General features: G+C 68.4%; 19 protein-coding genes and 1 pseudogene. 8 read left to right on the plus strand and 12 right to left on the minus strand.

Features of this window, described 5'->3' with window-relative positions; genetic code table 11:
* Nucleotides 1-220 precede the first annotated feature (220 nt).
* Nucleotides 221-1,258, minus strand: coding sequence for a hypothetical protein (locus ACFYVL_RS31700; protein WP_389250957.1), 1,038 nt, complete (start codon nucleotides 1,256-1,258; stop codon nucleotides 221-223).
* 98 nt (nucleotides 1,259-1,356) lie between these two features.
* On the opposite strand from ACFYVL_RS31700, the gene ACFYVL_RS31705 reads away from it, so the two are divergent.
* Complete coding sequence (locus ACFYVL_RS31705; RefSeq protein ID WP_389250959.1) at nucleotides 1,357-1,593, plus strand: hypothetical protein; 237 nt, start codon at nucleotides 1,357-1,359, stop codon at nucleotides 1,591-1,593.
* 498 nt (nucleotides 1,594-2,091) lie between these two features.
* Here the strand turns inward: ACFYVL_RS31705 and ACFYVL_RS31710 are convergent, their stop codons facing one another.
* The 6 genes from ACFYVL_RS31710 to ACFYVL_RS31735 all read right to left on the minus strand — a co-directional run bounded on the left by ACFYVL_RS31710 (nucleotide 2,092) and on the right by ACFYVL_RS31735 (nucleotide 7,749).
* Nucleotides 2,092-2,793: a hypothetical protein gene (locus tag ACFYVL_RS31710; protein WP_389250961.1), complete on the minus strand. Its 702-nt coding sequence runs from the start codon at nucleotides 2,791-2,793 to the stop codon at nucleotides 2,092-2,094.
* A 381-nt stretch (nucleotides 2,794-3,174) separates the two neighbouring features.
* Nucleotides 3,175-4,356: a low temperature requirement protein A gene (locus ACFYVL_RS31715; protein WP_389250962.1), complete on the minus strand. Its 1,182-nt coding sequence runs from the start codon at nucleotides 4,354-4,356 to the stop codon at nucleotides 3,175-3,177.
* A gap of 203 nt (nucleotides 4,357-4,559) precedes the next feature.
* Nucleotides 4,560-4,940, minus strand: a complete 381-nt coding sequence (locus ACFYVL_RS31720; RefSeq protein WP_389250964.1) for a DUF2255 family protein — start codon at nucleotides 4,938-4,940, stop codon at nucleotides 4,560-4,562.
* A 24-nt stretch (nucleotides 4,941-4,964) separates the two neighbouring features.
* The gene (locus ACFYVL_RS31725) at nucleotides 4,965-5,777 is read right to left on the minus strand and encodes an SDR family oxidoreductase (protein WP_389250966.1); all 813 of its coding nucleotides are present in this window, start codon (nucleotides 5,775-5,777) and stop codon (nucleotides 4,965-4,967) included.
* A gap of 71 nt (nucleotides 5,778-5,848) precedes the next feature.
* Complete coding sequence (locus tag ACFYVL_RS31730) at nucleotides 5,849-6,763, minus strand: alpha/beta hydrolase (protein ID WP_389250968.1); 915 nt, start codon at nucleotides 6,761-6,763, stop codon at nucleotides 5,849-5,851.
* Nucleotides 6,764-6,810: 47 nt separating this feature from the next.
* Nucleotides 6,811-7,749, minus strand: coding sequence for an alpha/beta hydrolase (locus tag ACFYVL_RS31735; protein WP_389250970.1), 939 nt, complete (start codon nucleotides 7,747-7,749; stop codon nucleotides 6,811-6,813).
* Between the two features lie 177 nt (nucleotides 7,750-7,926).
* Here ACFYVL_RS31735 and ACFYVL_RS31740 point away from each other — a divergent pair, with 177 nt between their 5' ends.
* Nucleotides 7,927-8,808 (plus strand): helix-turn-helix domain-containing protein, encoded by an 882-nt coding sequence (locus tag ACFYVL_RS31740; protein ID WP_389250972.1) that lies wholly within the window; start codon nucleotides 7,927-7,929, stop codon nucleotides 8,806-8,808.
* 241 nt (nucleotides 8,809-9,049) lie between these two features.
* Here the strand turns inward: ACFYVL_RS31740 and ACFYVL_RS31745 are convergent, their stop codons facing one another.
* The 3 genes from ACFYVL_RS31745 to ACFYVL_RS31755 all read right to left on the minus strand — a co-directional run bounded on the left by ACFYVL_RS31745 (nucleotide 9,050) and on the right by ACFYVL_RS31755 (nucleotide 10,640).
* Nucleotides 9,050-9,913 (minus strand): methyltransferase domain-containing protein, encoded by an 864-nt coding sequence (locus ACFYVL_RS31745; RefSeq protein ID WP_389250974.1) that lies wholly within the window; start codon nucleotides 9,911-9,913, stop codon nucleotides 9,050-9,052.
* Between the two features lie 24 nt (nucleotides 9,914-9,937).
* Nucleotides 9,938-10,063, minus strand: coding sequence for a hypothetical protein (locus ACFYVL_RS31750; protein ID WP_389250976.1), 126 nt, complete (start codon nucleotides 10,061-10,063; stop codon nucleotides 9,938-9,940).
* A 361-nt stretch (nucleotides 10,064-10,424) separates the two neighbouring features.
* Complete coding sequence (locus ACFYVL_RS31755) at nucleotides 10,425-10,640, minus strand: hypothetical protein (RefSeq protein ID WP_389250978.1); 216 nt, start codon at nucleotides 10,638-10,640, stop codon at nucleotides 10,425-10,427.
* A 1,037-nt stretch (nucleotides 10,641-11,677) separates the two neighbouring features.
* Here ACFYVL_RS31755 and ACFYVL_RS31760 point away from each other — a divergent pair.
* The 4 genes and pseudogenes from ACFYVL_RS31760 (at nucleotide 11,678) to ACFYVL_RS31775 (ending at nucleotide 14,755) form a co-directional block, all read left to right on the plus strand.
* On the plus strand, nucleotides 11,678-12,106 hold the full coding sequence (locus tag ACFYVL_RS31760) for a hypothetical protein (RefSeq protein ID WP_389250980.1): 429 nt from the start codon (nucleotides 11,678-11,680) through the stop codon (nucleotides 12,104-12,106).
* A gap of 175 nt (nucleotides 12,107-12,281) precedes the next feature.
* A complete protein-coding gene (locus tag ACFYVL_RS31765) occupies nucleotides 12,282-12,794 on the plus strand; it encodes an ANTAR domain-containing protein (RefSeq protein ID WP_389250982.1) in 513 nt (170 codons plus the stop codon).
* Between the two features lie 612 nt (nucleotides 12,795-13,406).
* Nucleotides 13,407-13,980, plus strand: a pseudogene (locus tag ACFYVL_RS31770) (transcriptional regulator).
* 148 nt (nucleotides 13,981-14,128) lie between these two features.
* Complete coding sequence (locus ACFYVL_RS31775) at nucleotides 14,129-14,755, plus strand: hypothetical protein (protein WP_389250983.1); 627 nt, start codon at nucleotides 14,129-14,131, stop codon at nucleotides 14,753-14,755.
* 13 nt (nucleotides 14,756-14,768) lie between these two features.
* On the opposite strand, the gene ACFYVL_RS31780 is transcribed toward ACFYVL_RS31775, so the two are convergent.
* Together ACFYVL_RS31780 and ACFYVL_RS31785 are read right to left on the minus strand one after the other, a co-directional pair.
* Complete coding sequence (locus ACFYVL_RS31780) at nucleotides 14,769-15,764, minus strand: hypothetical protein (RefSeq protein WP_389250985.1); 996 nt, start codon at nucleotides 15,762-15,764, stop codon at nucleotides 14,769-14,771.
* Entirely contained in the window at nucleotides 15,764-16,153 is a 390-nt protein-coding gene (locus tag ACFYVL_RS31785) for a hypothetical protein (protein WP_389250987.1), read from the minus strand. The genes ACFYVL_RS31780 and ACFYVL_RS31785 overlap by 1 nt, the downstream gene beginning before the upstream one ends.
* A 163-nt stretch (nucleotides 16,154-16,316) precedes the next feature.
* On the opposite strand from ACFYVL_RS31785, the gene ACFYVL_RS31790 reads away from it, so the two are divergent.
* The gene (locus ACFYVL_RS31790; RefSeq protein ID WP_389250989.1) at nucleotides 16,317-19,289 is read left to right on the plus strand and encodes a CHAT domain-containing protein; all 2,973 of its coding nucleotides are present in this window, start codon (nucleotides 16,317-16,319) and stop codon (nucleotides 19,287-19,289) included.
* Between the two features lie 35 nt (nucleotides 19,290-19,324).
* Entirely contained in the window at nucleotides 19,325-20,617 is a 1,293-nt protein-coding gene (locus tag ACFYVL_RS31795; protein WP_389250991.1) for a hypothetical protein, read from the plus strand.
* Nucleotides 20,618-20,921 lie beyond the last annotated feature (304 nt).

Raw genomic sequence — 20,921 nt, forward strand, 5'->3', positions numbered from 1 at the left:
AACCCCCGCTCGCCGCCGGCCTGCCCGCCCACCCACGAAAAGAATGGGGTGGGTGGGCAGGCAGGCCGGGGACTCGCGGGCGTTCCGCGACCCCGTTCAAGAGCAGCAGCAGCGCCGGCCTGGGCGGCCCGGCACCGGGCTCCGACCAGTGGAGCGGGCCCCTCCCCGGACAGTGGGGGTGAGCAGGGCGTCGGCGGCATGCTCGGGAAGCGCCGACAGCTCAGCGGCCGTCAGCGGAGCTTCTGCCGGCAGGACGGGCAGGTAGAGCGCAGCGTGTACCCGTCACTTTGAAGCTGTTGACGAAGAGTCCGCAGGCGCTGCATTTGAGGTCACCAGGGAGCTTGTAATCAAGCACGGTGACTTTCTTGTTACTTGTATTGGTGTCGTTGTACGCGCCGCAGTGGTCGCAGGACCAGATCCCTGTCTGTCCGGGCGCAGCCTTGTGGTAACACGCGAAGCACTGGACGCCCCCGGCGCTGCCGGGCTGATCAGGGGCGTGAGGGGCCGCTCGGACGGCATCCTCGTGCCGCGCAACGATCGCGCGTAGCAGGGCGGATCGCTCATCGTCCGCGTGCAGCGCGGCCGCGGCCATGTCGCCCGCGTGGAGAACGGTCTGGCTGCGGAGCCACTCGTCGAGCCAGTTGATGACGGTTCCCCCCGCGATGAGCATGGTCGCAACGGGAGAAGCTCCCGCATGCGCCTGGGCAGAGACGAAATCCACCATCTGCGACAGAGCCGCCTCGATCTGGCTGGCTGGCAGGGCGGCCGGTACGGCGGCCGGGTCCTCCGTCTCTGCAGCAGCGGAGACAGCGGGAGACCGGCGGGCGGCGGCACGCAGGGCTTCGATGGCGTTCCACCGCTCACGCCACGGTTCCAGCCGAGGATCTCGCCGCTCGGGCGGCTGCACTTCTTCGCCGTCGTCGTAGGACAGCAGCGTGCGCACGAGCCAGAGCAGCCGGTTCAGGGAGGAAGGACCGCGCCGCCCCGCGAAGATCTCACTCATCGAGGCCAGCGAGACCGCCCATTCCGCACCGAGTACCCGCGCTCCGCGCGAGCGGAGCTGACGGTAGGACGGGGCGCCCCGCTCCCGTTTCAGCTCGGTAAGTGCCACGCCGAGCTCCCTCAAAGCCCCTTCGTAGCCGCGGCCCTCGGCACCGCCGTTGCCCGTCATCGCCCCGCCCCCGTTCAGCCCCTGGGACCGCAGCGTAAGACTGAAGCGGCAGAACGGCACCGAACTCGACGGAACACGGCGGAACACCACAGGAAGTGTTCCGTACCGCCCACAGACTGATCGGACCACACCGGAGTTGTTCGATTTATGCAGGTCAGAGCCCTCTCCAGGGCCATGTTTCTGCCATGACGCACACAACACCACCACCGGCCGGTCCCCCCTCAAGGCCCGCACCGGAGCCCCCGTTCCTGTCCCTGCACACCACCGTCGTCCTCCTCACCGCCCTCGTCATCGGACTGGTGTCCGGCGGCCTGACCGCACTGACCGGGGCACCCCCCGCAGCCGCCGTGCTGGCCGGACTCACCAGCACCGGCCTCTCCGTACCGGTCCTCATTTCCCTGATCGGCGGACGAGATCGCTGAACGACCACGGCCCCGCCACTCCCGGGGCCCACCACCCGAACAGCAAGGTGCTGCGTCGGACCGAACGGCCCGCCGCAGCACCGACCACCAGGGCCGCACCCCCGGCCCCGCCGCAGCCACCCGACAGGGCCCCTGAGGGCAGGCAGGCAGACCGGGCGCTCCCGGGGGCTCCGCGACCCGTTCTGATGCAGCGGTGCCGAACCGGGGCGGCCCGGCACCGGGCCCCGCCCGGGGCGCGCCCCGCCCCGGACAGTGGGGGTGACAGTTGGGTTGACAGTGGGGGTGACACCCCCACGGCGCCGCGCGCCCGTTTCCCCAGGTCAGCCCCCGTGGTCAGTACCTTCCGAAACCCGGACAACCCCCGGTCGCCCCCGCCCTGCCCGCCCACCCACGGAAAGAAAGGGGTGGGAGGGACGGCCAGGCCGGGCGCTCCCGGGGCCACAGCAGCACGAACGAGGAAGAGTCCCCGTGGCTCGTCCCGGGCCCGCAGAAGGCCCCTCAGGCGCCGCCCTCGTCATCAACGCCATCAACGCCGGGCTCAGGTTCAGGGAGACCGGTTCCGGCCTGCCCCCGGTACTCGGCCGCCCGCTCAGGCTCTTCCCGGGCAAGCCGCTCACACTCATCAGCCAGCGCGCTCTCAGTCGCAGCCAGCGCAGACTCCACTGACGCCAACTGCCGCCGCAGACGGATCACCCTCGCCTCCAGAACCGCCCGCACCGTAGGCCCCTCCCGGGACTGACGCACCCGGGAGTCTGCCACCTCCCCCTCGATGGCCAGCTGCTCCCGGTCATCTCTCGCGTCCGCGCGGCGCATCGCCGCTTCACTGCGGTCCAGCCGGCCCTGGCTGGCGTACAGCAGCTGCCGGGACCGCTCGATCGCCTCGTACGCACGGTTCCGCAGGCCGGGACCGTGATGCCCCATCCTGCGAGCCCGGGTGTCCAGCAGTTCCTCCCACACCACGAGCTGACGTTCCCGCTCGTTGGCCACCCGCTCCCGTTCGTCGGCCGTCGACTCCCGCTCGTTGGCCACCCGCTCCCGTTCGTCGGCCGTCGACTCCCGCTCGTTGGCCACCCGCTCCCGTTCGTCGGCCGTCGACTCCCGCTCGTTGGCCACCCGCTCCCGTTCGTCGGCCGTCCGCTCCCGCTTGTCGGCAGCAGCATCGGCCAACGAGCGCTCCTCATCCGACCGGCTTGTCTCCATGCCGTCAGTTTGCCCGCACAAACACCAGATCATCACACAGTGTGACAACCAAGGGGCATGGTGCAGCTTTCGACAACCCCGGGCCGAACCGACACCTGTCCCGGTCCTGGTGGCGGCTGCGCCCAGCGTTCCCGGGGGTCACGGCCGATCAGGAGCAGCGGTGCCGGACCGGGATGGCCCGGCACCGGGCACCGGGGCGGCGTGCGGTGCAGCGACGGCTTACGCGGCGGTGGTAAAGGCGGCGGTGAGAGTCGGATACAGAGTCAGGACCTGATCGGCCCCGGTGACCTCGAGCAGACGCCGGGTCGGCGGTCGAGTCGGGGCAGCAGCCTCGGTCGTATGGCGGATCTCCGCGACCGGCGGGGGCTGCGGGGAGGAGGGTCAGGCGTTGGCGGTGTCGATCGGCTGTCTCCAGACGAGCACGGCGACGGTGCCCGCGAGGATGACCGCGGTGAGGGCGAAGGGGACCGGGATCAGGGGGTCGATCAGGACCAGGAGGCCGGCCAGGGGCACGACGGTGTTGACGACGCGGTCGGCGTGCGGTCTGATCGCCAGGGCCCAGATGCCCAGGACGAACACTGCCAGAGGGATCGTGTAGGCGAGCGACGCCCAGGGCTGGTGGAGGTCGCTGTGCCCGGTGAGCACATCGATTTCGACTTCGATGCCCGCGGAGAATGCACCGGCGGCGGCGAAGATGAAGAAGTGTCCGTACCCGTAGGCCAGGGAGCTGGAAAAGCTGGAGATGGCGTGGTGGTGCGGTGGCCAGAAGTAGATCCACCACAGGGCGGCGGTGGCAGCCAGCGTCAGTGCGGCGACGCCGATCAGAGGCGTGAGGTGGTCGGTCTCGTGGAGGGCCTCGATGATCGCGTTGGCCGACGCGAGCAGGCTCTCACCGAGCAGGATGAGGGTGAACAGGCCGTAGCGCTCGGTGATGTGGTGCGGGTGCCACGGGGTGGAGCCGGTGCGCTCGGCGACGATCGGCACGGCGAGTTCGGCGCCCACCAGGACGACGAGGGCGACGGAGAACGCCGATTGGGGCAGCAGCAGGGAGGCCAGCCACAGTAGTTGGACGCCGGTGATGCCCCCGGCGTAGATGAGCGTGGCGCGCCGTGCCTGTCCGGCGGAGCGGGAGGCGCGCAGCCACTGGGCGACCAGGGCCAGGCGCATGACGACGTAGGCGAGGATCAGTACCGAGTAGTTGTGGTCCTCGAAGGCCGGTTGGATCCCGGAGGCGAGGACGAGCACGCCGCCCATCTGCACGATGGTGAGCACGCGGTAGAGCCAGTCGTCGGTGTCGAAGGAGGTGGCGAACCAGGTGAAGTTCATCCAGGCCCACCAGATCCCGAAGAACACGATCCCGTAGTTGAGGATCCCTTCGAGGACGTGCCCGCCCGTAAGGGCGTGGTGGAGCGACACCGCGGCGATGCTGACGGCGACGACGAAGACGAGGTCGAAGAAGAGTTCGAGGGTGGAGGCGGTGCGGCCCTCCTCGTCGGGGTCGCGCGGCCGCATGGGGACGAGCCGGAAGCGGGATCCGGTGGTCACGCGGGATTCGGTGGTCATGACGGGGATGCCTCCGTGTCCTGGTCATGGGAGGTCCGGGACCAGGGGTGGGGTGCCCGGTCCCGGATGCTTGCCGCAGAGGGCGGCGACGACGGGGATGACTGGACCGTTCGCACCGGCAGAGGGGACTGGTGAGGGCGGGCAGAACAGGCCGTGCGGTCCGGGGCGTCACCCGCCCCGGACCGCTGCGCGCATCCGGAGCTTCACTCCTCGGGGACAACCTCCAGGGTGTTGCGGCGTACGGGCTCGGTCGACATCGTCACCGAGTACTCGCTGTCCGCGTACTTCTCCAGGTAGGAGGCGTCGACGGCCTGGTTGGTCTCCTCGTCGTCCGGGGCGACCGGCACGAAGCGCACGCTCTTCTCGACTCCGCCGGCCGAGATGCGCCCGCGGCCGGTCTTGAGCGCGGGCCCGTACCACTTTCCCTGGGTGCCGTTGTAGGAGCGGATGAAGATCCGGTCCCCGACGGGCACCGACCAGATGTCCACGGTTTTCGGAGTGGTGCCATCGGGCAGGGTGGCACCGACGGTGAAGTAGCCCTCGGCGTTGATCCGGTCCAGTTCTTCCTGTGTCCAGGTGCCCATCTCGTCAGCCTTTCTCGGGTTCTCTCACGATGCGCTGGTCGTCGTCGCCGTGATCTCCGCGGTACGGTCCCAGCTCTTGAGACGGTCCCCGTAGTGACGGCGCACGTCGTCCAGGCCATGGCCCACGTAGAGGCGCAGCGGCGCGTCGGGCCTGCCGGCGACGGACTCGACCGCGCGCGCGGCCGCGCCGAGGTCTCCGGGGGTCCAGTCGTACAGGTCGGGCAGTTGGGCGGCCGCGGGATCGTAGGCTTCGATCGGCGAGGCGGGCGAGACGACCGAGGACCCGAGCTCGGTCTCGAAGACTCCGGGTTCGATGATCGTGACCTCGATGCCGAGATGCGCCACCGAGCGGGCCAGCGACTCGCTGAGCCCCTCGACGGCGAACTTCGACGCGGCGTACGCGTCCATCCGGGGGATCCCGACGAGTCCCGCGCCCGAGGAGAAGGTGATGATGTGGCCGTTTCCGCGCGCCCGCATTCCCGGCAGGATCGCCTGGATGACGGCTGCGGTTCCGACCACGTTGGTCTCGAACTGGTCACGCAGAGAGTCGAGGTCTATCTCCTCGACCGTGCCCTGCACGACGAATCCCGCGGCGTTGACGAGGACGTCGACCGAGCCGAACCGCTGCTCGGCAGCGGTCACGGCCTCGGTGATGGAAGCCGGATCCGTCACGTCCAGGGGCGCGACCAGGATGCGCTCGTGCTCGCGGAGTGCGGACTGTGCCCGGTCGGGGGTGCGCATGGTGGCCACGACGTTCCAGCCGGAGTCGGCGAACGTTGTGGCCAGGGCGGCGCCGAATCCGGAGCGTGCTCCGGTGATCAATACGGTGCGAGTCATGTGCATGCCTTGTTCTATCGGGCCAGGGGGCGGCGAAACACACGTGTCCCGCCGCCCCCTGGGGGCAACTGTCAGAGCTTGTCGGCGAAGAAGGGGCCGAGCTTGCTGACGGCCTCGGCGACCTCCTTCTCGCCGTCGTAGAGCTCCATGTGGTTCGATCCCTCGACGACGTGGAAGGACTTGTCCTTGCTCGCGGCCCGCGCGAACAGGTCATCGCTCATCCACTTCGATCCGGCCTCGCTGCCCGCGACGACCAGCAGCGGCTGCGTGAGGAACGCCTCGGCCTTGTGGAAGGCGTCGTAGGTGATGATCTGGCTCAGGCTGCGCGTGGTCATGAAGCCGGGTGCGTTGGGGTGCTCGCAACGCGGCGTGTGGTAGTACTCCCACGCCTGGCGCAGCTCCTCGTTCGGCGCGTCTTCCTCGCGCATCGGTGCGAGCGGGAAGGGGTTGTCCTTGCCCTCCGCGTCGGTGGTGCGGGCCTCCGCGCCCATCGCGAGCAGGGGAGCGGCGTCGGCGTCGGCGACGTCGTTCGTCCAGCCGTTGCGGAACATCTGACCGATGTTGACCAGGCTCACAGTGCCCACGGCCTTGATGCGGGGGTCGTTGATCGCGGCGTTCGCGGTGTAGCCGGCCCCGGCACAGATGCCCATCGCGCCGATGCGGCTGCTGTCCACGTAGTCGAGCGTGGTCAGGTGGTCGACCACGGCGCTGACGTCCTCGGTGCGGATGTGCGGGTTCTCCAGCTGCCGCGGCTCCCCGGTGCTCGCGCCCTGGAACGAGGCGTCGTAGGCGACGGTCACGAAGCCGTGCTCGGCGAGCTTGCCCGCGTACAGGCCGGCTGCCTGCTCCTTCACGCCGCCGCCCGGGTGGGAGACGACGATCGCCGGGTAGGTCTTCGACGCGTCGAAGCCTTCCGGGAAGTTGATCACCGTGGCCAGGGTGGTGCCGTAGCCGTTGAGGGTCCTGATGCTGATGTTCTCGCTCATGATTTTCCTCGGGTTTGCTGTCGCATGGGTTTCTGGGCGGGCCGGGCTCACAGGTGGGTGCCGAAGAATTCCGTCGCGGCCTCGATGGCCTGGCGCGTCGGCTCCGGCCGGTCGTAGAGGTCGTAGTGCGAGGTGTCCTCCACGACGAGGAGCCGCTTGTCCTTCGAGGCGGCGCGGCCGTAGATCTCCTGGCCGTCGCGGTAGGCGCCGAACCCGCCGGGCTTGTCGCCGATCACGACCAGCAGCGGCCGGGTGAGCAGCTGCTCCGCGCCGAAGAACGCGTCCCAGCCGATCGCCGCCCCGCGACGCGACAGCACCGCGCTCGTGGCGCCGCCCGGGCTCTGTCCCCGGCCGGTCTTGTAGTAGTCCGTGGCCTCCAGCACGTCGATGTCCGTCAGCCCCGCCTCCCGTCCGGCCTCGACCGAGGCAGGCAGGAGGTCGTCGACCCGCAGGTCCGCGCCGCGTGCCTCGGCGGTGCGCTGCGCCGCCATCTGCTCCAGAGCGCCGATCGGGTCGTAGCCGCTGAACGACTCGCGGCTCAGGCGCCCGAAGTTCACGCCGGTGATGCTGGTGACGGCCTTGATCCGGCGGTCGGTCATGGTCGCGTTGATGACGTAGCCGCCACCCCCGCAGACCCCGATCCCGCCGATACGGTCCGCATCCACGTACGGCAGCGTCACGAGGTGATCGACCGCGACGCGGATGTCCTCCACGCGCTGCGCGGGATCCTCGACCAGACGCGGCTGCCCGCCGCTCCCACCCTGGTAACTGGCGTCGAAGGCCAGGACCACGTAGCCGGCTTCCGCCAGCGCCTTCGCGTACACGTTGCCGGCGGTCTGTTCCTTGCAGCTGCCGATCGGGTGAACGCTCACGATCGCCGGATACGAGCCGTCCTCGTCGAAATCCGCGGGGAGGTGGAGGATTCCCGCCAGGTCCCAGGCCATCCCCGGGGCACGGAAGCTCACGCGCTCGGTCCGTTCAGTCATGATTCCTCCTGGCTGTCCCACTCATCGTTGTCCGGGCCTCGGGCCGGCGCCCGTCGGCTCCTACGACATCAACTGTGGGTGCCCCCGAACGAGCGCGGAAGGTTGCGATGGAACCCCCCTCAGAGGGGGGTCTGGCGGAACCTGGCCCCTGGCCCCGATCACCCATAGCGTGAGGTCATGGCACCGAAGGACGAGCGCGTACGGGACTTCCTGGCCACCCGCCGCGCGAAGATCACCCCCGACATGGCCGGCATCCCGAAGGGCGGCGGAGCGCGCCGCGTCCCCGGCCTGCGCCGGGAGGAAGTCGCGATGCTCTCCGGCGTCTCGGTCGACTACTACACCCGGATCGAGAAGGGCGACCTGACAGGGGTCTCCGACGAGGTCCTCGACGCCCTTGCCCGCGCCCTGCAGCTGACCGCGGACGAGAGCGCCTACCTCTACGACCTCGCCCGCACCGCGCGCCGCCCCTCGCGGGCGCGGAGACAGCCGAAGGCCGCGGCGGGCGTGCCGCAGCAGGTACAGCTGCTCATCGATGCGATGAGCGCCACCCCCGTCATCGCCCTGAGCAAGAGGCTCGACGTCCTCGCGTCCAACGCCCTCGGCCGGGCCCTGTTCGACATGGCCTTCACCAGCCCGACCCGGCGCTCATCAGCCTCCCCGCCGAACCTGGCCTCCGTTGTCTTCCTCGACCCCGCCGCGGCCAAGTTCTACGACGACCTCGACGACGCGGCAGCCGCGTGCGTACGCATCCTCCGCGCCCAGGCGGGCGCGACACCGCACGACAAGCAGCTGATACAGCTCATCGGCGAGCTGTCCACGCGAAGCACCGACTTCAGATCCCGCTGGGCCGCTCACGATGTCGGCGTCCACCGCGCGGGCAGCAAGACCCTCCACCACCATCAGGTCGGAGAGCTCATCCTGGGCTTCGAGGAACTGACCCTCGACTCCTCTCCCTCCATCACCCTGTCCGCGTACATTGCCGAGCCTGCCTCCCCCACCGCCGAGCGTCTGCAACTGCTGGCCAGCTGGGCAGCGACGACCGCGGCGGCACACCCGTGAATCACGGCTGAGCTGCCCGCCGACGCGGGCCTCCCGCTGCCGACAGGCCCACAGGAACAAGATCAGCACACACCTGGGACACCCTGGCGACCAAGCCCGTCGAGCACAAGATCCGCAGCCACCTCATTCTGAAACCATCAGTAAAGCGCACGGAACGAACTCTGCTCGGCGCAACTCCCCACCAGCTTCGTGGAGATGGTGCCGCGTTGGCCTGGCGGCAGCACCTTCGTGGCTTTTGCCGTCAGCGGGTGCGCAGTGTCTGTCCCTGGTCGGGGGTGACGGTCAGCGACCACTGGGGCCAGGTGGGCCACCCGGTCTCACGCCACGGCCGGGACTCGCGCTGACCGCGGACTTTCATGAAGTACAGGGCCGTGACCAGTCTTCCCTCGCCGCCGCCCTGGCCGTCGCTCTTCAGCCAGGCGAGAGCGTCGCACCGCATCGGCGTGGCGATCGGCGTGACGATGACGCCGCCCGCCCGCACCTGCCGCAGCCACGCCGCCGGGATCTCTCGCACACCCGCAGTCGAGATCAGCCGGTCGTACGGTGCCCCCTCCTGCCACCCCTCTTCACCGTCCCCGCACAGTATCCGGAGGCGGTACCCGAGCGCGGCGAGCCGGGCCTCGGCCCGCTCCGCGAGGTCCTGCTGCACTTCCATGGTGACCAGGTTCCTGTCACCGACACGGTGAGCGGTCAGGGCGGTGCTGTAGCCGGTGCCGGTGCCGATTTCGAGGACTCGCTCGCCGGGCCGCGGGTCGAAGTGGTGCAGCATGTTGATCACGGCGGCCGTGCTGGAGATCGACGAAGTGAAGTCGTTGCTGGGGGTGGGACCGTCCTCGACCCGTACGGCGCCGTCCGCGATCTGCGTGATCAGAGCCCAGCCCGGCCGGTAGACCGCCTCCAACCACCCGGCGGGGTCCCGGGCACGGTCCAGGACCGGGTACCGCCCGTCCTCGCCGCGCTCGGGAGCCCACACCCGGTCGGGGACGAAGTGGTGACGGGGGACAGCACGGAACGCTTCCCGCAGCCACGCACGGTCGTGGAAGTATCCGCCCTTATAGGTGTCGATGACCTGCTCGCAACGCTGCCGAAGCTCCGCATCGTCCACGCCCGGCCTCCCGGCTCCTCGCTCCTAGTCGGACGGCAGACCCGGGTCCTCGTCCTCGTGCCCGTTCCCGGTGTCTTCCTGGCCGGTGTCGGGGATGTCCCCCTCGTCGTGCTGCGGCGGATCGGAACTTCCGCCGTTCGTACGGTCCACGTACGCCCCCCTTTTGCGTGTCCGTCCTTTCACGGTGCCGCATCCCGACACCGGACGGAAGACCGGGCGCGAAGTGCGTAACGCGGGCCCGCTCACCCAGCGCCTCCTCCAGATGCCCGGCTTCGCGAGCGTGGGTGAGAGACAGATCAGGCCAGGGCATGAACGCACGATGCCGTACAGGGCGCGGACCCGTCCCGGGGAGCACGGCGCGATGCCGTCTGCGGAACTCTCTCGTGCCTGCGCGGCTACTCCCGCGTGTTCTGGAAATCCAGAACACGACGGTACCCCTGGTGCTACCGACAGCACACCGCGCCGAGCACCGGAGACCCGGCCCGCCCGAGGCTCTGGCGGCATAGGCCCGTCAGTCGCCGACGGCGCGGGACCAGCGCTCGCGGATCACGGCCAGCTGCTGCTCGAACGCCGCATCCCACTCCCGCGTGGCGAAGGCGCCGGGAATGGCGAGCGAACGACTCCGCACCCGGACGGCCCGCACGTCCCACCACGACCCACCGCGCGTCAGGTGCTCCCGCTTCTCGATCCCGACGATCTCGCTCCACGGGACCGAGCGCCGACTCACGAAGGTCCGGAACTCCATCCCGCTCGCAGTGAGGAGCGTCCGCCCGTACCCCATGGTTGATCATGTAAAACGAGGTAGCCACCCATGCCACGCCCACCCCAATGACCCACCCCCAGCGGGTCTGCGCCGGAGCGGTGAAGCCCATAGCCACAGCCCCACCGGCAAAGACGAAGGCCAAGAACCCGGTCCACCACCAGTTCCGGCGCCGGGCAGCATCACTGAAACCGATCCACACCTCAGGCATGTCCATGATGCTAACGACGCATTCGAACAACGACCCGCTCTGCTCGACAAGCTGAACGCCTGAGCGGCCTGCGCCGCCCGTCGGGCCTCGGGGGGCGTCCTGGCCGTCCAGGAGGCGCAGCGCACGGTGCAGCGCCTCGCGGGCCGCCGTGCTGTCGGGTGCGGCGGTCGGTGCGGCATGTACAACCCCCTCGTCTGCGAGCTGAGTTGACCGCAGTGGTTGCGACGTATCGGCGCTTCACTCGGGCGGGCTGTGACGACGCTGCCACTCCTCCACCAGGTCCCGGAGCTGCTGGCGCTGCCGGTTTACCTCGGCGAGCTGCTCCGTCAGGGCGTCGACGGTCACGAGGGGGGGGCGAGGGCGGCGAGTACCAGGCGGCGCAGCTCCTCGGCGTCGAGGGCTTCGATCTCCCTTTGCACGGGGTGCGCCGGGTCGAGTCCGTGGGGGTGGGCGAAGGCAGGCCACCGCAGACCTGCTCGACGGTCCTTCGGCGGCAGGCCCCTCGGTCGGCTGTGTTGCGGTTCCTCCACGGACTCGCGACGCACCGCGGCCAACGTGGCGCGGTGCGGGCCCACCTTGGTGAACGGGGCGGTACAGGACGGCTTTGACCCCGTGATCACACCAGTCACATCAAGGTCATCTCACTCGGGGCCATGCGTTAGGGGACAGCCCGTGGCATCAAGGGCAGTTTTGGCAAATGCCTTGCGGAGGCGACCCGCCTAGGCCCAGGCATGAACGTGCTATCTACACTTTTACCTTCCGGACGATCACCAACGAGAGGGCTCACCGTCACATGCGCACATCTCGAATCACCGCTGTCCTCGGCGGCATAGCCGCCGCCACACTCCTCACGGTCACCCAGGCATCCGCCGCCGGCGCCGAGACGGAGCGCGCAACTGAAACCAACCGCCCCAACGTTCAGTGGACGAAGTGCATCGCCACTCACGGCGATAACGACGAGTACCAGGCCTGCTTCGCCCCCGAAGGTGACTGGTTCATGATCTCTGACGGGGTATCCGACGGTTCCTCTGGCGTCGTGGATTGGCAGGTCGGGTCCCGTTACGGCGCCATCTTCAACGCCGACGGCGCAAGCTCTCAGCGCTACAAGAATAAGAACTTCCCCGAGAGTGCAACCGTCAAATTCCGTGTCTGCAAGGGCCACTGGAGCACCAAGAAGATCACAGCGGGCACGTGCTCCGGCTGGGTATCCAATCTGGCCTGACGCCGGGAAGCCGCGGGCAAGAAGTCGAACAACGACGCCCCCACCGACACGTTCGCCCTGATCCTCGGCAACGTCGATTGCGGGGCGTGCACCGAGGTGCGGGTGGCAGCCCACCTCGGAGTCCCCGTCCGGGCGGGGCAGCCACAGCCGCACGGGCGGGCTGAAGGGCTTGTTCGTGTTCGCCGTCAGCGAGCTCCAGCAGGTCCGGCTTCGGCCCCAGCAGCGAATCATCGTCTCGTTCACCCGGCAGCCCCACCCGCTGCGGCCCCTGTTCAGCACCGCCGTCGGCGAGCAACTGCCCCAGGTCCAGGGGCTGTGGGCGCTCCCGGTCCTGTCCGGCGGCGAGGCCCTGGCCACCATCGTCCTGTACCGCACCTGCCCGTGGCCCGCGCACCCCAGAACCGTCCAGCAGGGCATGTTCGCCGCATGGGCGGTGGCCCGCCTCTGGGAGCACCTGCAGAGCGTGCTGCTCGACGACGGAGCAGGCCCCCTGTGGGAGCCCCGCGAGGTGATCGACGCGCACTGGCTGAGCACCCACCGCGCCGCGGGCATGCTCGCGGAACACCTCGGAGTGACCGGGCCCGAGGCCCTGCTGCTGATGCGGGCCAGAGCCCTGCGCACCGGCACACCCCTCCCGCAACTCGCCGCCGGCATCACGCACAGCCCCGCGTCCTGGACCGACGACTGACGCACCCCGTTACCCCCGGCGGCGGTGCGGGCGGTGCGGGCGCGGGCGGACCACGGCTGCCGGGGTCTGGCGGGCTCAGGTGGGGTACGGCGGGCTGCCCCACAGTCCGCTTGCTGCTGACGTAGAGGGCCTGCGCCGGGAACGAGCGGGAGAGCGGCTGTCCTGGGGCCTTCTTTCTCCCGCTCACCAGCTGTGACCCGCCCCGGGAGCGCGGTCCTGCAAGCCGTCCTGCCGGCACGGGGGTGGGGAGTCCGATGGAGGGACTGCCCGGGCTTCGGGCCTGGTTCTACGCTGGGCTGGCCGAAACTGCCTGGTTCGCCGGGCGGGCAGCCTCTTGGGGGCGGCGTGCATGGACGGGTCGGTCCAAGAGTTCCTGGACAGTGTGGATGCGGTGGCGTCCGAGGAGGAGCGCCGCACATGGGCGACCGAAGCGGACCGGGCCGCCCGAAATCCAGTGGTACGACGGCATCAGCGCATCCCGCTTCGAATACGTCAGCTATGAGCAGTGGCTGCACACAGGCGGGTGACAGCCGCGCCCGCACCGCTGCCGTGGGGGCGCGGGCCGTAGGCTGACCGACGTCACGGTTATCACGGCGAGGGACGGAAGGCCAAGTGCCCCAGAAGAAAATGGAGTTCGGCAAGTACGGCACCCAAGGGATCAAGGGCAGCGACGCCGTGGCCCGCAGCCTGGACTACCTCGTCGACTTCATCGCCACCCCCCGTCACCACCAAGCGCGGCCTGACCGCCCGCCTGAACTACCTGACCAAGTCTGCCCGCACCCTCCAGGCTGCCCGCCAGCTGGGGCTGACCGTCACCGACCGCACCCTGAACGCGTGGCGAGCCGGCACGCAGCGCCCCACGAAGGCCAACCTGGAGCGCCTCGATGCCGTTTACCGCAGGGTGCGCCGCCACCACGTCGCCCGCCACCTCCTCACACGTCTCAACGCCGGCGGCGGCACCCGCGTGGAGATCCACCCGTTCAACCAGTCCCGGGTCACCCGCCTGCACCAGCGTGTCGTCTCCTACCGGAAGATGAACGTGCGCCGCTGGGACGCCATCGTCACCGCCTGGGCCAACAAGGACCCCCGCGCCCTCGAGGAGGCATGGACCACTGACGTGCTGCCCGACCTCGGCTCCCAGTGGGGCCAGTACGAGTACGTGACGAGCATCGGTTTTGCCGCCTGAGCCTCTTGGCGGGCCTCAAGTTCGGTTGCGTGCCTTCTTCCGGTGGTACACGCCTCACGGTCATCATGTGTGCTGAGGGAGGCGGCGGACTCGTCTTGAGGCGTGTGCTCTGCTCCGCACCGTGCCTCGGCGTGAGGGGGAGTGAATTGTGAGCCACAGGCACCATCGTGACTACGACCTCGACGCGCTCCCCTTACCGCACCCAGGGCCTCTCTACGCCGACCTCAGCGGTGCCATCCCGGCGGATTCCGTCACGCCGCTGGTGCCCTTCTATGCGGCGGACGAGCAGGGGCCGCTCGCCGTGGTGCGGATGGACGCGCCGAGCGTGGACGAGCTCTCCGCCGTGAAGGACGCAGTTGACCAGGGGCGCTGCCTCCTGGTCAGTGACCTGAACTCGTACCCCACATACCCCATCATGACCTTTTCCCTGTTCTTGTACGACCGCCCCGAGGGTCCGCTGCGGCTTGAGGGGTTTCCCGATGTCGCACTGGCCGATATACAGCACTTCGTGGCCGCGGTCGGCCGACACGGGGGCCATGGGCGGGTCATGTTGTACAGCGGATACCCGGCGGAGTACGTCACGACCGGATGGTTCACGCTGAAGCTCCCGCCCTTTCGCGATGTGCTCTTCCCACATGAGGTGAACGCCGAGCACCTGCAGAGGTTCTGGGCGATGTACCGGCACGCCGTGGACCTGCGCGGGCGGATTCCTGAGGAGCACCGTGACCATACGCAGGCGGTTGCTACGCACATGGAAACCGAGCCCCCGTTGTGACTGCGATCTGCGCTCAGGATTCGGCACTTGGCGGGGGGACACGACTGCTCAGGTATCGAGTGAGGGCACGTCCTGCCGCTCGGTTGAAGGGCTGGGGTTGCGCCTGCGCGGCCAATTGGCCAGGACTGCCGTCGGCCTCACCCGTCGCCCCGGCGGAGGTCAGGCCGAGTTGGGCCGCCAGGGCAGCGACGTGGAGTCGGGTCGTGGCTTCCAGGGCCTGAGCGAAGGCATGGACGGTCACGTGTAGGCGATGCCGGGCGACGACTGCGAGAACCGCACTGAGAGGCGCTGCCGGCCACCACAATGCGGTCAAGGGCGCGTACAGCAAGGCCCATGCACCCAGCGTGGCCGCGCGGGACACAGACGCGCGCATTGCGGTGAGTTCGGCGCGGACATCGTCGGGCAGGATCAGCCACAGGTGGGGCCAGACGGTCGCAAGGTCGAGATGGTGGTCCCGGTCGAGGCGGAGCGCGGCGGCGTGCATGCGATCGCCGATCCAGGTGGGACGATCAGGCCGCTCAAGTGCGATCCGGTCCCGACGGCGGGCTGCGCGGTGGCGTGCGGAGGGCTCAGGCCGATGCTGAGGGTCGGGGGAACGGGCCGCCTCGTACGCTGCGTACCAGACATCGTGCTCGGTCTTCCAACGTCGTTGGCGCCGGGCGACCATCGACCGTGTGACCGCGCGTAGCGGGCCGGGCCACCGGCGCCATCCGGCGGCGAGGGTCACGTGCTCCATGAGACTGCCGAGGGCTTGGGCCACCAGCCCGGCCACCGCGGAGCCGGCGAGCACCGTGAGCAGCAGCACCACCTGTCCGGCGGTGGACCGCACATCCGGCGCCTTGGCGTACGCGGTGATTTCGTCGACCAGCCGGGAAACGCCCAGGGAATGGTCCTGGCCGAGCGTCACCGCGGTGAAGACGACTGCCAGGAAGAGGGAACCGGGCAGGACGAGCAAGGAAATCCAGCGCTCGGCGAGCCGCTTGGCGAGTTCGCTCAGGAATCCCTGCATCAGGCCAGATGCTCGCGCCGCAACTCCGCGCCGTTGACAGAGCAGCGCGGCAGAGCCCCGGTGATCTCCCTCTCCAGGCGGCCGGTGCACAGGGCAAGCGGGCAGCGGTAGACGACGTCGAGGCTGTCCACGCCAACCGCGTCGACCGGACTACGCATCGCGTGACCGAACAGCCCCAGGGCGTCTTCCCCGGCTTGCAGGGCCTCGTGGATCGCGTTCAGTAGATCCGCGATGTGCTGGCGATCGTCCGGAGACGGTGTGCCCAGCTGCCGGGCGTTGGCCCTCAGCAGGGGGAGCAGGCGCGATAGCGGCTCGGAGACGGAGTCGTTGTCGTTCTGGATCTCTTCCAGGTTCTCGCACAGGTAGCCCAAGGCGGATGCGGTCTTCAACGTCCCCTCCCGCATCCCATCAACCTCCGTATATTCGGCTGGAGTTGTATCGCACCGTGAAAAGGGCGGCGCCGTTTGGCACGATGGTAAAGCTTCACGAACGGGGCGGCCAGCAAGACATCGGCACTGCCCTGCCGACTTCATGGGCGGACGGGGGCGGGCATTGAGCAGCGAAGGCACGGGGCACTACGCCACTGCCGATCTCGATGAACGGATCACGCGCTTGCGAGACGGCGTGCGCACCAGCCAAGTGGGCTATCCGGCACGGCCGTTCCTCCTGACGCAGCTTGCGCAGGCGCTCTTCGACCGCGCCGAAAGTACGGGAGACGATCAGGATTCGATGGCGGCGGTGGAGGCAGGCAAGGAAGCTGTGCAACTTACACCGGAGGGCCATCCCGCCCTGGTGGAGCGCTTGAACCTTCTGCACCTGAGCCTGCGCCTGGTGTGGGAGCACACAGGTGCCCTCACCTACCTGCATGAGGCTGAAGACGTCGGAGGCCGAGCGGTCGAGGCCGCGCCGGCTGACCATGCCTATCGAGTGGGGTGCTTGTCGAGCTGGGGGATCACACTGTGGAGCTTGTACGAATGTACCGGTGATGCGGAGTATCTCGATCGGGCCGTCGCATCGTGCAACCAGGCCATTGAGCTGACGCCGCAGGACTCCCCGATCTTTGGAGCGCTGCACAACAACCTCAGTGTCGCCCTGCGCCTGCGGTTCGAGCACGGCGCCGTGGACGCGGACGGGGACCGAGCGGTCAGCGCCGCTCGCCATGCCGTGGACCTGGCCGATGGAGACGAGGAGCGAGCCCCGTACCTTTACAACCTCGGAGGTGCCCTGCAGAGCAGATACGAGCACACCTGTGCGCTGGAGGACCTGGAGGCGCAGGCCGTCGCGTGCCAGGACGCGGTGCGTGCCACGACGGACAGGGATCCTTTGCTCGTCGAGCGGCAGCATCAGCTCGCGGTCGCGCTGCACCTTCGTTTCCAGCGGCTCGGCGAGCAGCGGGACCTCCAGGAGGCGCTCACGGCAGCCCGCTCCGCGGCGCAGGCGGTGCCCGAGGGGCACGTCATTCGCGGTCTGTGTTTCACCACCCTGGCCTCGGTGCTGCTCTTCAGCTATGAGACCGGCGGCTCGCTTGAGGACTTGGACGAAGCTGTCGACTGGGGCCGCAGCGCGGTGAATGCCCTGCCGGAAGGCCACCGGATGCTGCCTGTAGCACTCGCCAACCTGTCGGGAATGCTGGCCCGGCGATACTGGCGCACCGGCTCGGTCGATGACCTCAACCAGGCGGTTGCCGCAGCCCGTGCGGTAGACAGCAGCGACAACGCCGACCAGTTCCATCTGACGAAGCTCTGGATCAACCTGGGAACCGCGCTGGACATGCGATACCGGCGCACCAATGCGATCACTTCACTGGAACAGGCCGCCGCCGCCTACGCGCGGGCAGCCGACCACACCCTGGCCGGCCCCAACGACAGGATCACGGCCGCGCAGCACGCCGCCACGCTGCTGGCCCGTTTCGACACCGCACAGGCGGCACAAGTCCTCGAACAGGCCGTGCGGCTGCTACCCACAGTGGCTGGCCGACACCTCGGCCGCGGCGATCAGCAGGAGGCCCTGGCCCGCTTTTCCGGCCTGGCCGCCGATGCGGCCGCGCTGCGCCTGGCCCAGGGTGGTGAGGGCAGCGACGCAGGCGCACTACAGACCCTGGAACTCGGGCGTGCCGTCCTCCTGAGCCAGGCACTCGACGCCCGCAGTGACCTCACCGACCTCCGCCAACGCCATCCCGAACTGGCCGCACGGTTCATGGACCTGTGCGACCAGCTTGACCAACCCGTAGGAGAGCCTGCCGAGCTTGCCGCGCCAACCACCCAGCTCGCCGGCAACGACAAAAGGAGCTGGCTGGCCCGGCAACTGGCGGCAGTGCTCGAAGAGATCCGAGCCCAGGAGAGCTTCGCCTCGTTCGCCCTCCCGCCGCCACTCGTCTCGCTGCGCGCCGAGGCGAAGCAGGGACCGGTGGTGGCGTTGAACGTGAGTGAATACCGCAGCGACGCACTCGTCCTCACGACGTCCGGCGTCAACGCGATTGCCCTGCCGAAGCTGCGTGCGGAGGAGTTGACCAGGCGCGCCGACGCCTTTCGTGCCGCGCTGCACGATGCCGTCCGGGGGCACAGCATGCGGCGGCGGAAGGACGCGCAAGCAGTGCTGCGCAACACGCTGGAGTGGCTGTGGGACTCGGCACTCGAGCCGGTTCTTGAGGAGATGGGGTTCACCGAGCAGCCGCGCGAAGGCGAGCCGTGGCCGCGGGTGTGGTGGATCGCTGGTGGTCTTCTGGCAGAACTTCCGTTGCACGCAGCCGGCCACCAGGGTGATCCGGCAGACATGCCAGGCCGCCGCACTGTCATGGACCGCGTGGTCTCGTCCTATACACCGAGCGTCCGCGCCCTCGGCTACGCCCGGCAGCGCGCGATGGCGTCCACACCCGCCCGTGCTTTGGTCGTTGCCCTTCCCACCACCCCAGGCCTGGCCGAGGACGGCCGCTTGCACTACGTCGACGCCGAGGTCGGGGCAGTTACAAAGCAATTGGCGCAATGGGTGCTGCTCCGCCAAGCGCAGAACCCAAGCCCGCAGGACCAGGAGGCCGACGGCCAACTACCCACCCAAGAAAGGGTGTTGACGTACCTGCCGCAATATCCGGTCGCCCACTTCGCCTGCCACGGCATCAGCGATCCCGACGACCCTTCACACAGCCGTCTGCTGCTGCATGACCACTCAAGCAGCCCGTTCACCGTCGCCGCTCTGACCGCCGCACGGCTGGAGTCGGTACAGGTCGCCTACTTGTCAGCCTGCCGGAGCGCTTCAATCCAGACCCGCGCACTACACGACGAGTCGATCCACCTGGCAACCGCGTTCCAACTCGCCGGAGTGCCACGCGTCGTAGGCACTCTCTGGGAGGTCGATGACCAGGTAGCTGCGATGGTAGGCGGAGACTTCTACACACACCTACGCGCCGAAGGCCCCAGACTTGCTGTGGAGCGGGCGGCACATGCCTTGCATGCGGCGGTGCGCGCACGACGCGACAGATTTCCACGCACACCGTCCCTCTGGGCCGGATACCTGCATGCCGGCGCCTGAACGGGCGAAGCCAGAGGAGGAGATGAGCAGCGACCATGACAATCCACGTATCCGCTGCCGTACGCGCAGTCATCGGAGAACCCAACGCCGACGACATCGTCGCTACTCCGCCAGAAGGGCCACACCAGTGCCGAGTCTGTGGACAGGACCTCCGTCTCGTAGAGGAGGACATCTCGCTCTCCACCCTGCGCCACAGCATCCTGGCCGATGAGGTACCGATTCACTTCATGCTCTTTTCTCATGCTCGTTGCGCTGGCTCAGCCATTCTGACCGACGAGGAGATCGCTGCCGAGGCTCGCGAGCCGTCACCAGACGGCCGAGTGCCAGGCGGACTCGTCGTCTTCGCGATGGGTCGATGGCACGGCAGGGCCGACGGTTCTCTCCCTGATGCCCTGGTGCAAGAGATAATTCAGAAGTCGTCGAAGAAATCCCCTACGCCTGGCCCGGACAGCACTCCCGATGCGTCAACGGGACCACGGGGCTTCAAGGAACCAGCTGATTTATACAGCAATGACGCCCCAGACGGCCTTGCCGAGGACGAGATACTGTCCGCCCTCGGTCTCATCTCCTATGCAGCGGAGGGTTGGTATCGAGGTGACACCGTCGAGGCAATAAAGCTTCGCAAGAGGGCTGAAGTTGAGTACCCCAACGCGTACTCATATTTAACCGGCGGAGAATTGCCCAAAGTCGTCGGGAACCCGCAACACTCCGGATACAACGACTGGAGCAGGTTAGCTCATGATCGGGCCTTTCAGTTTCTGCTTGACAAGCGGTATCCGGAGTCGCCCCCTCGCCCATGGCCGCCCTTCCTTTCATGGAGGCGCTGGGTGAGGAGGAGGAATATGCGTGAAGAGGCGGAGCGGCGAGCAGAGTTGCACCGCGAGCTCAACCAGCGGGTCGAAGCAGAGAAGAACGGGCTACGGATAGAACGAGCGGATCGTCGACACCAACGCTTTCTGAGAGAGGAGCATGCGCCAGTGATGGCCCGGATATGCGAACACCTCAGTAAGCCGAACAACTGGCGAGATGGTGTCATCACAACTGAAGAAGTCTTCGTGGCGGCGAAGGCCTATCTCGGCGCGAACCTGGAGCCTCTCGCTATCAAGTTGTACAGAGCTTTCGAGGCAAGGCGTGGCAACCAAGACTGGGAACAGCGAGTAAAGGATGTCGGGAGGGAGGCGGGGCAGGCCGGAGGCTGCCTTCTTATGATGGTGATCGCCTATCGTGCAAACGTGTTGATGAAGGAACACGACCCGATGCTCCTGGGCGGGGCCACTCCGGTGCAGTGGTGTGACCGCCTATGGAGCGGAATCTGCGGTTGGATGTAGAGACCAGGCGCCCATGACCTCGCAGACTTTGCAGTTATTGATCCCAGATCCCCCCTTCCACAGCCCGACCTGAGGCCGCCTCAGAGTCGTCCAGGGCCGTGATCCAGAGGGCGACGGCGAGCCCTCTTTCGAGGAAACGCCACTCTTGAGCTGCTGCTGGAGTGCGCCGGGGATGACGTCCAGTACGAGGCCGACGACGCTCGGCTCGGGCCAACCGATACACGGCCGGCTGACGGATTCCCAGGGCACCCGCGTGGGATACGCCGACTGCGAGACCATAGAACCCCGCAAGCCCCGACACCTG

It is taken from the genome of Streptomyces sp. NPDC004111 (genome assembly GCF_042874215.1).
In the GTDB taxonomy this organism is placed as follows: domain Bacteria; phylum Actinomycetota; class Actinomycetes; order Streptomycetales; family Streptomycetaceae; genus Streptomyces.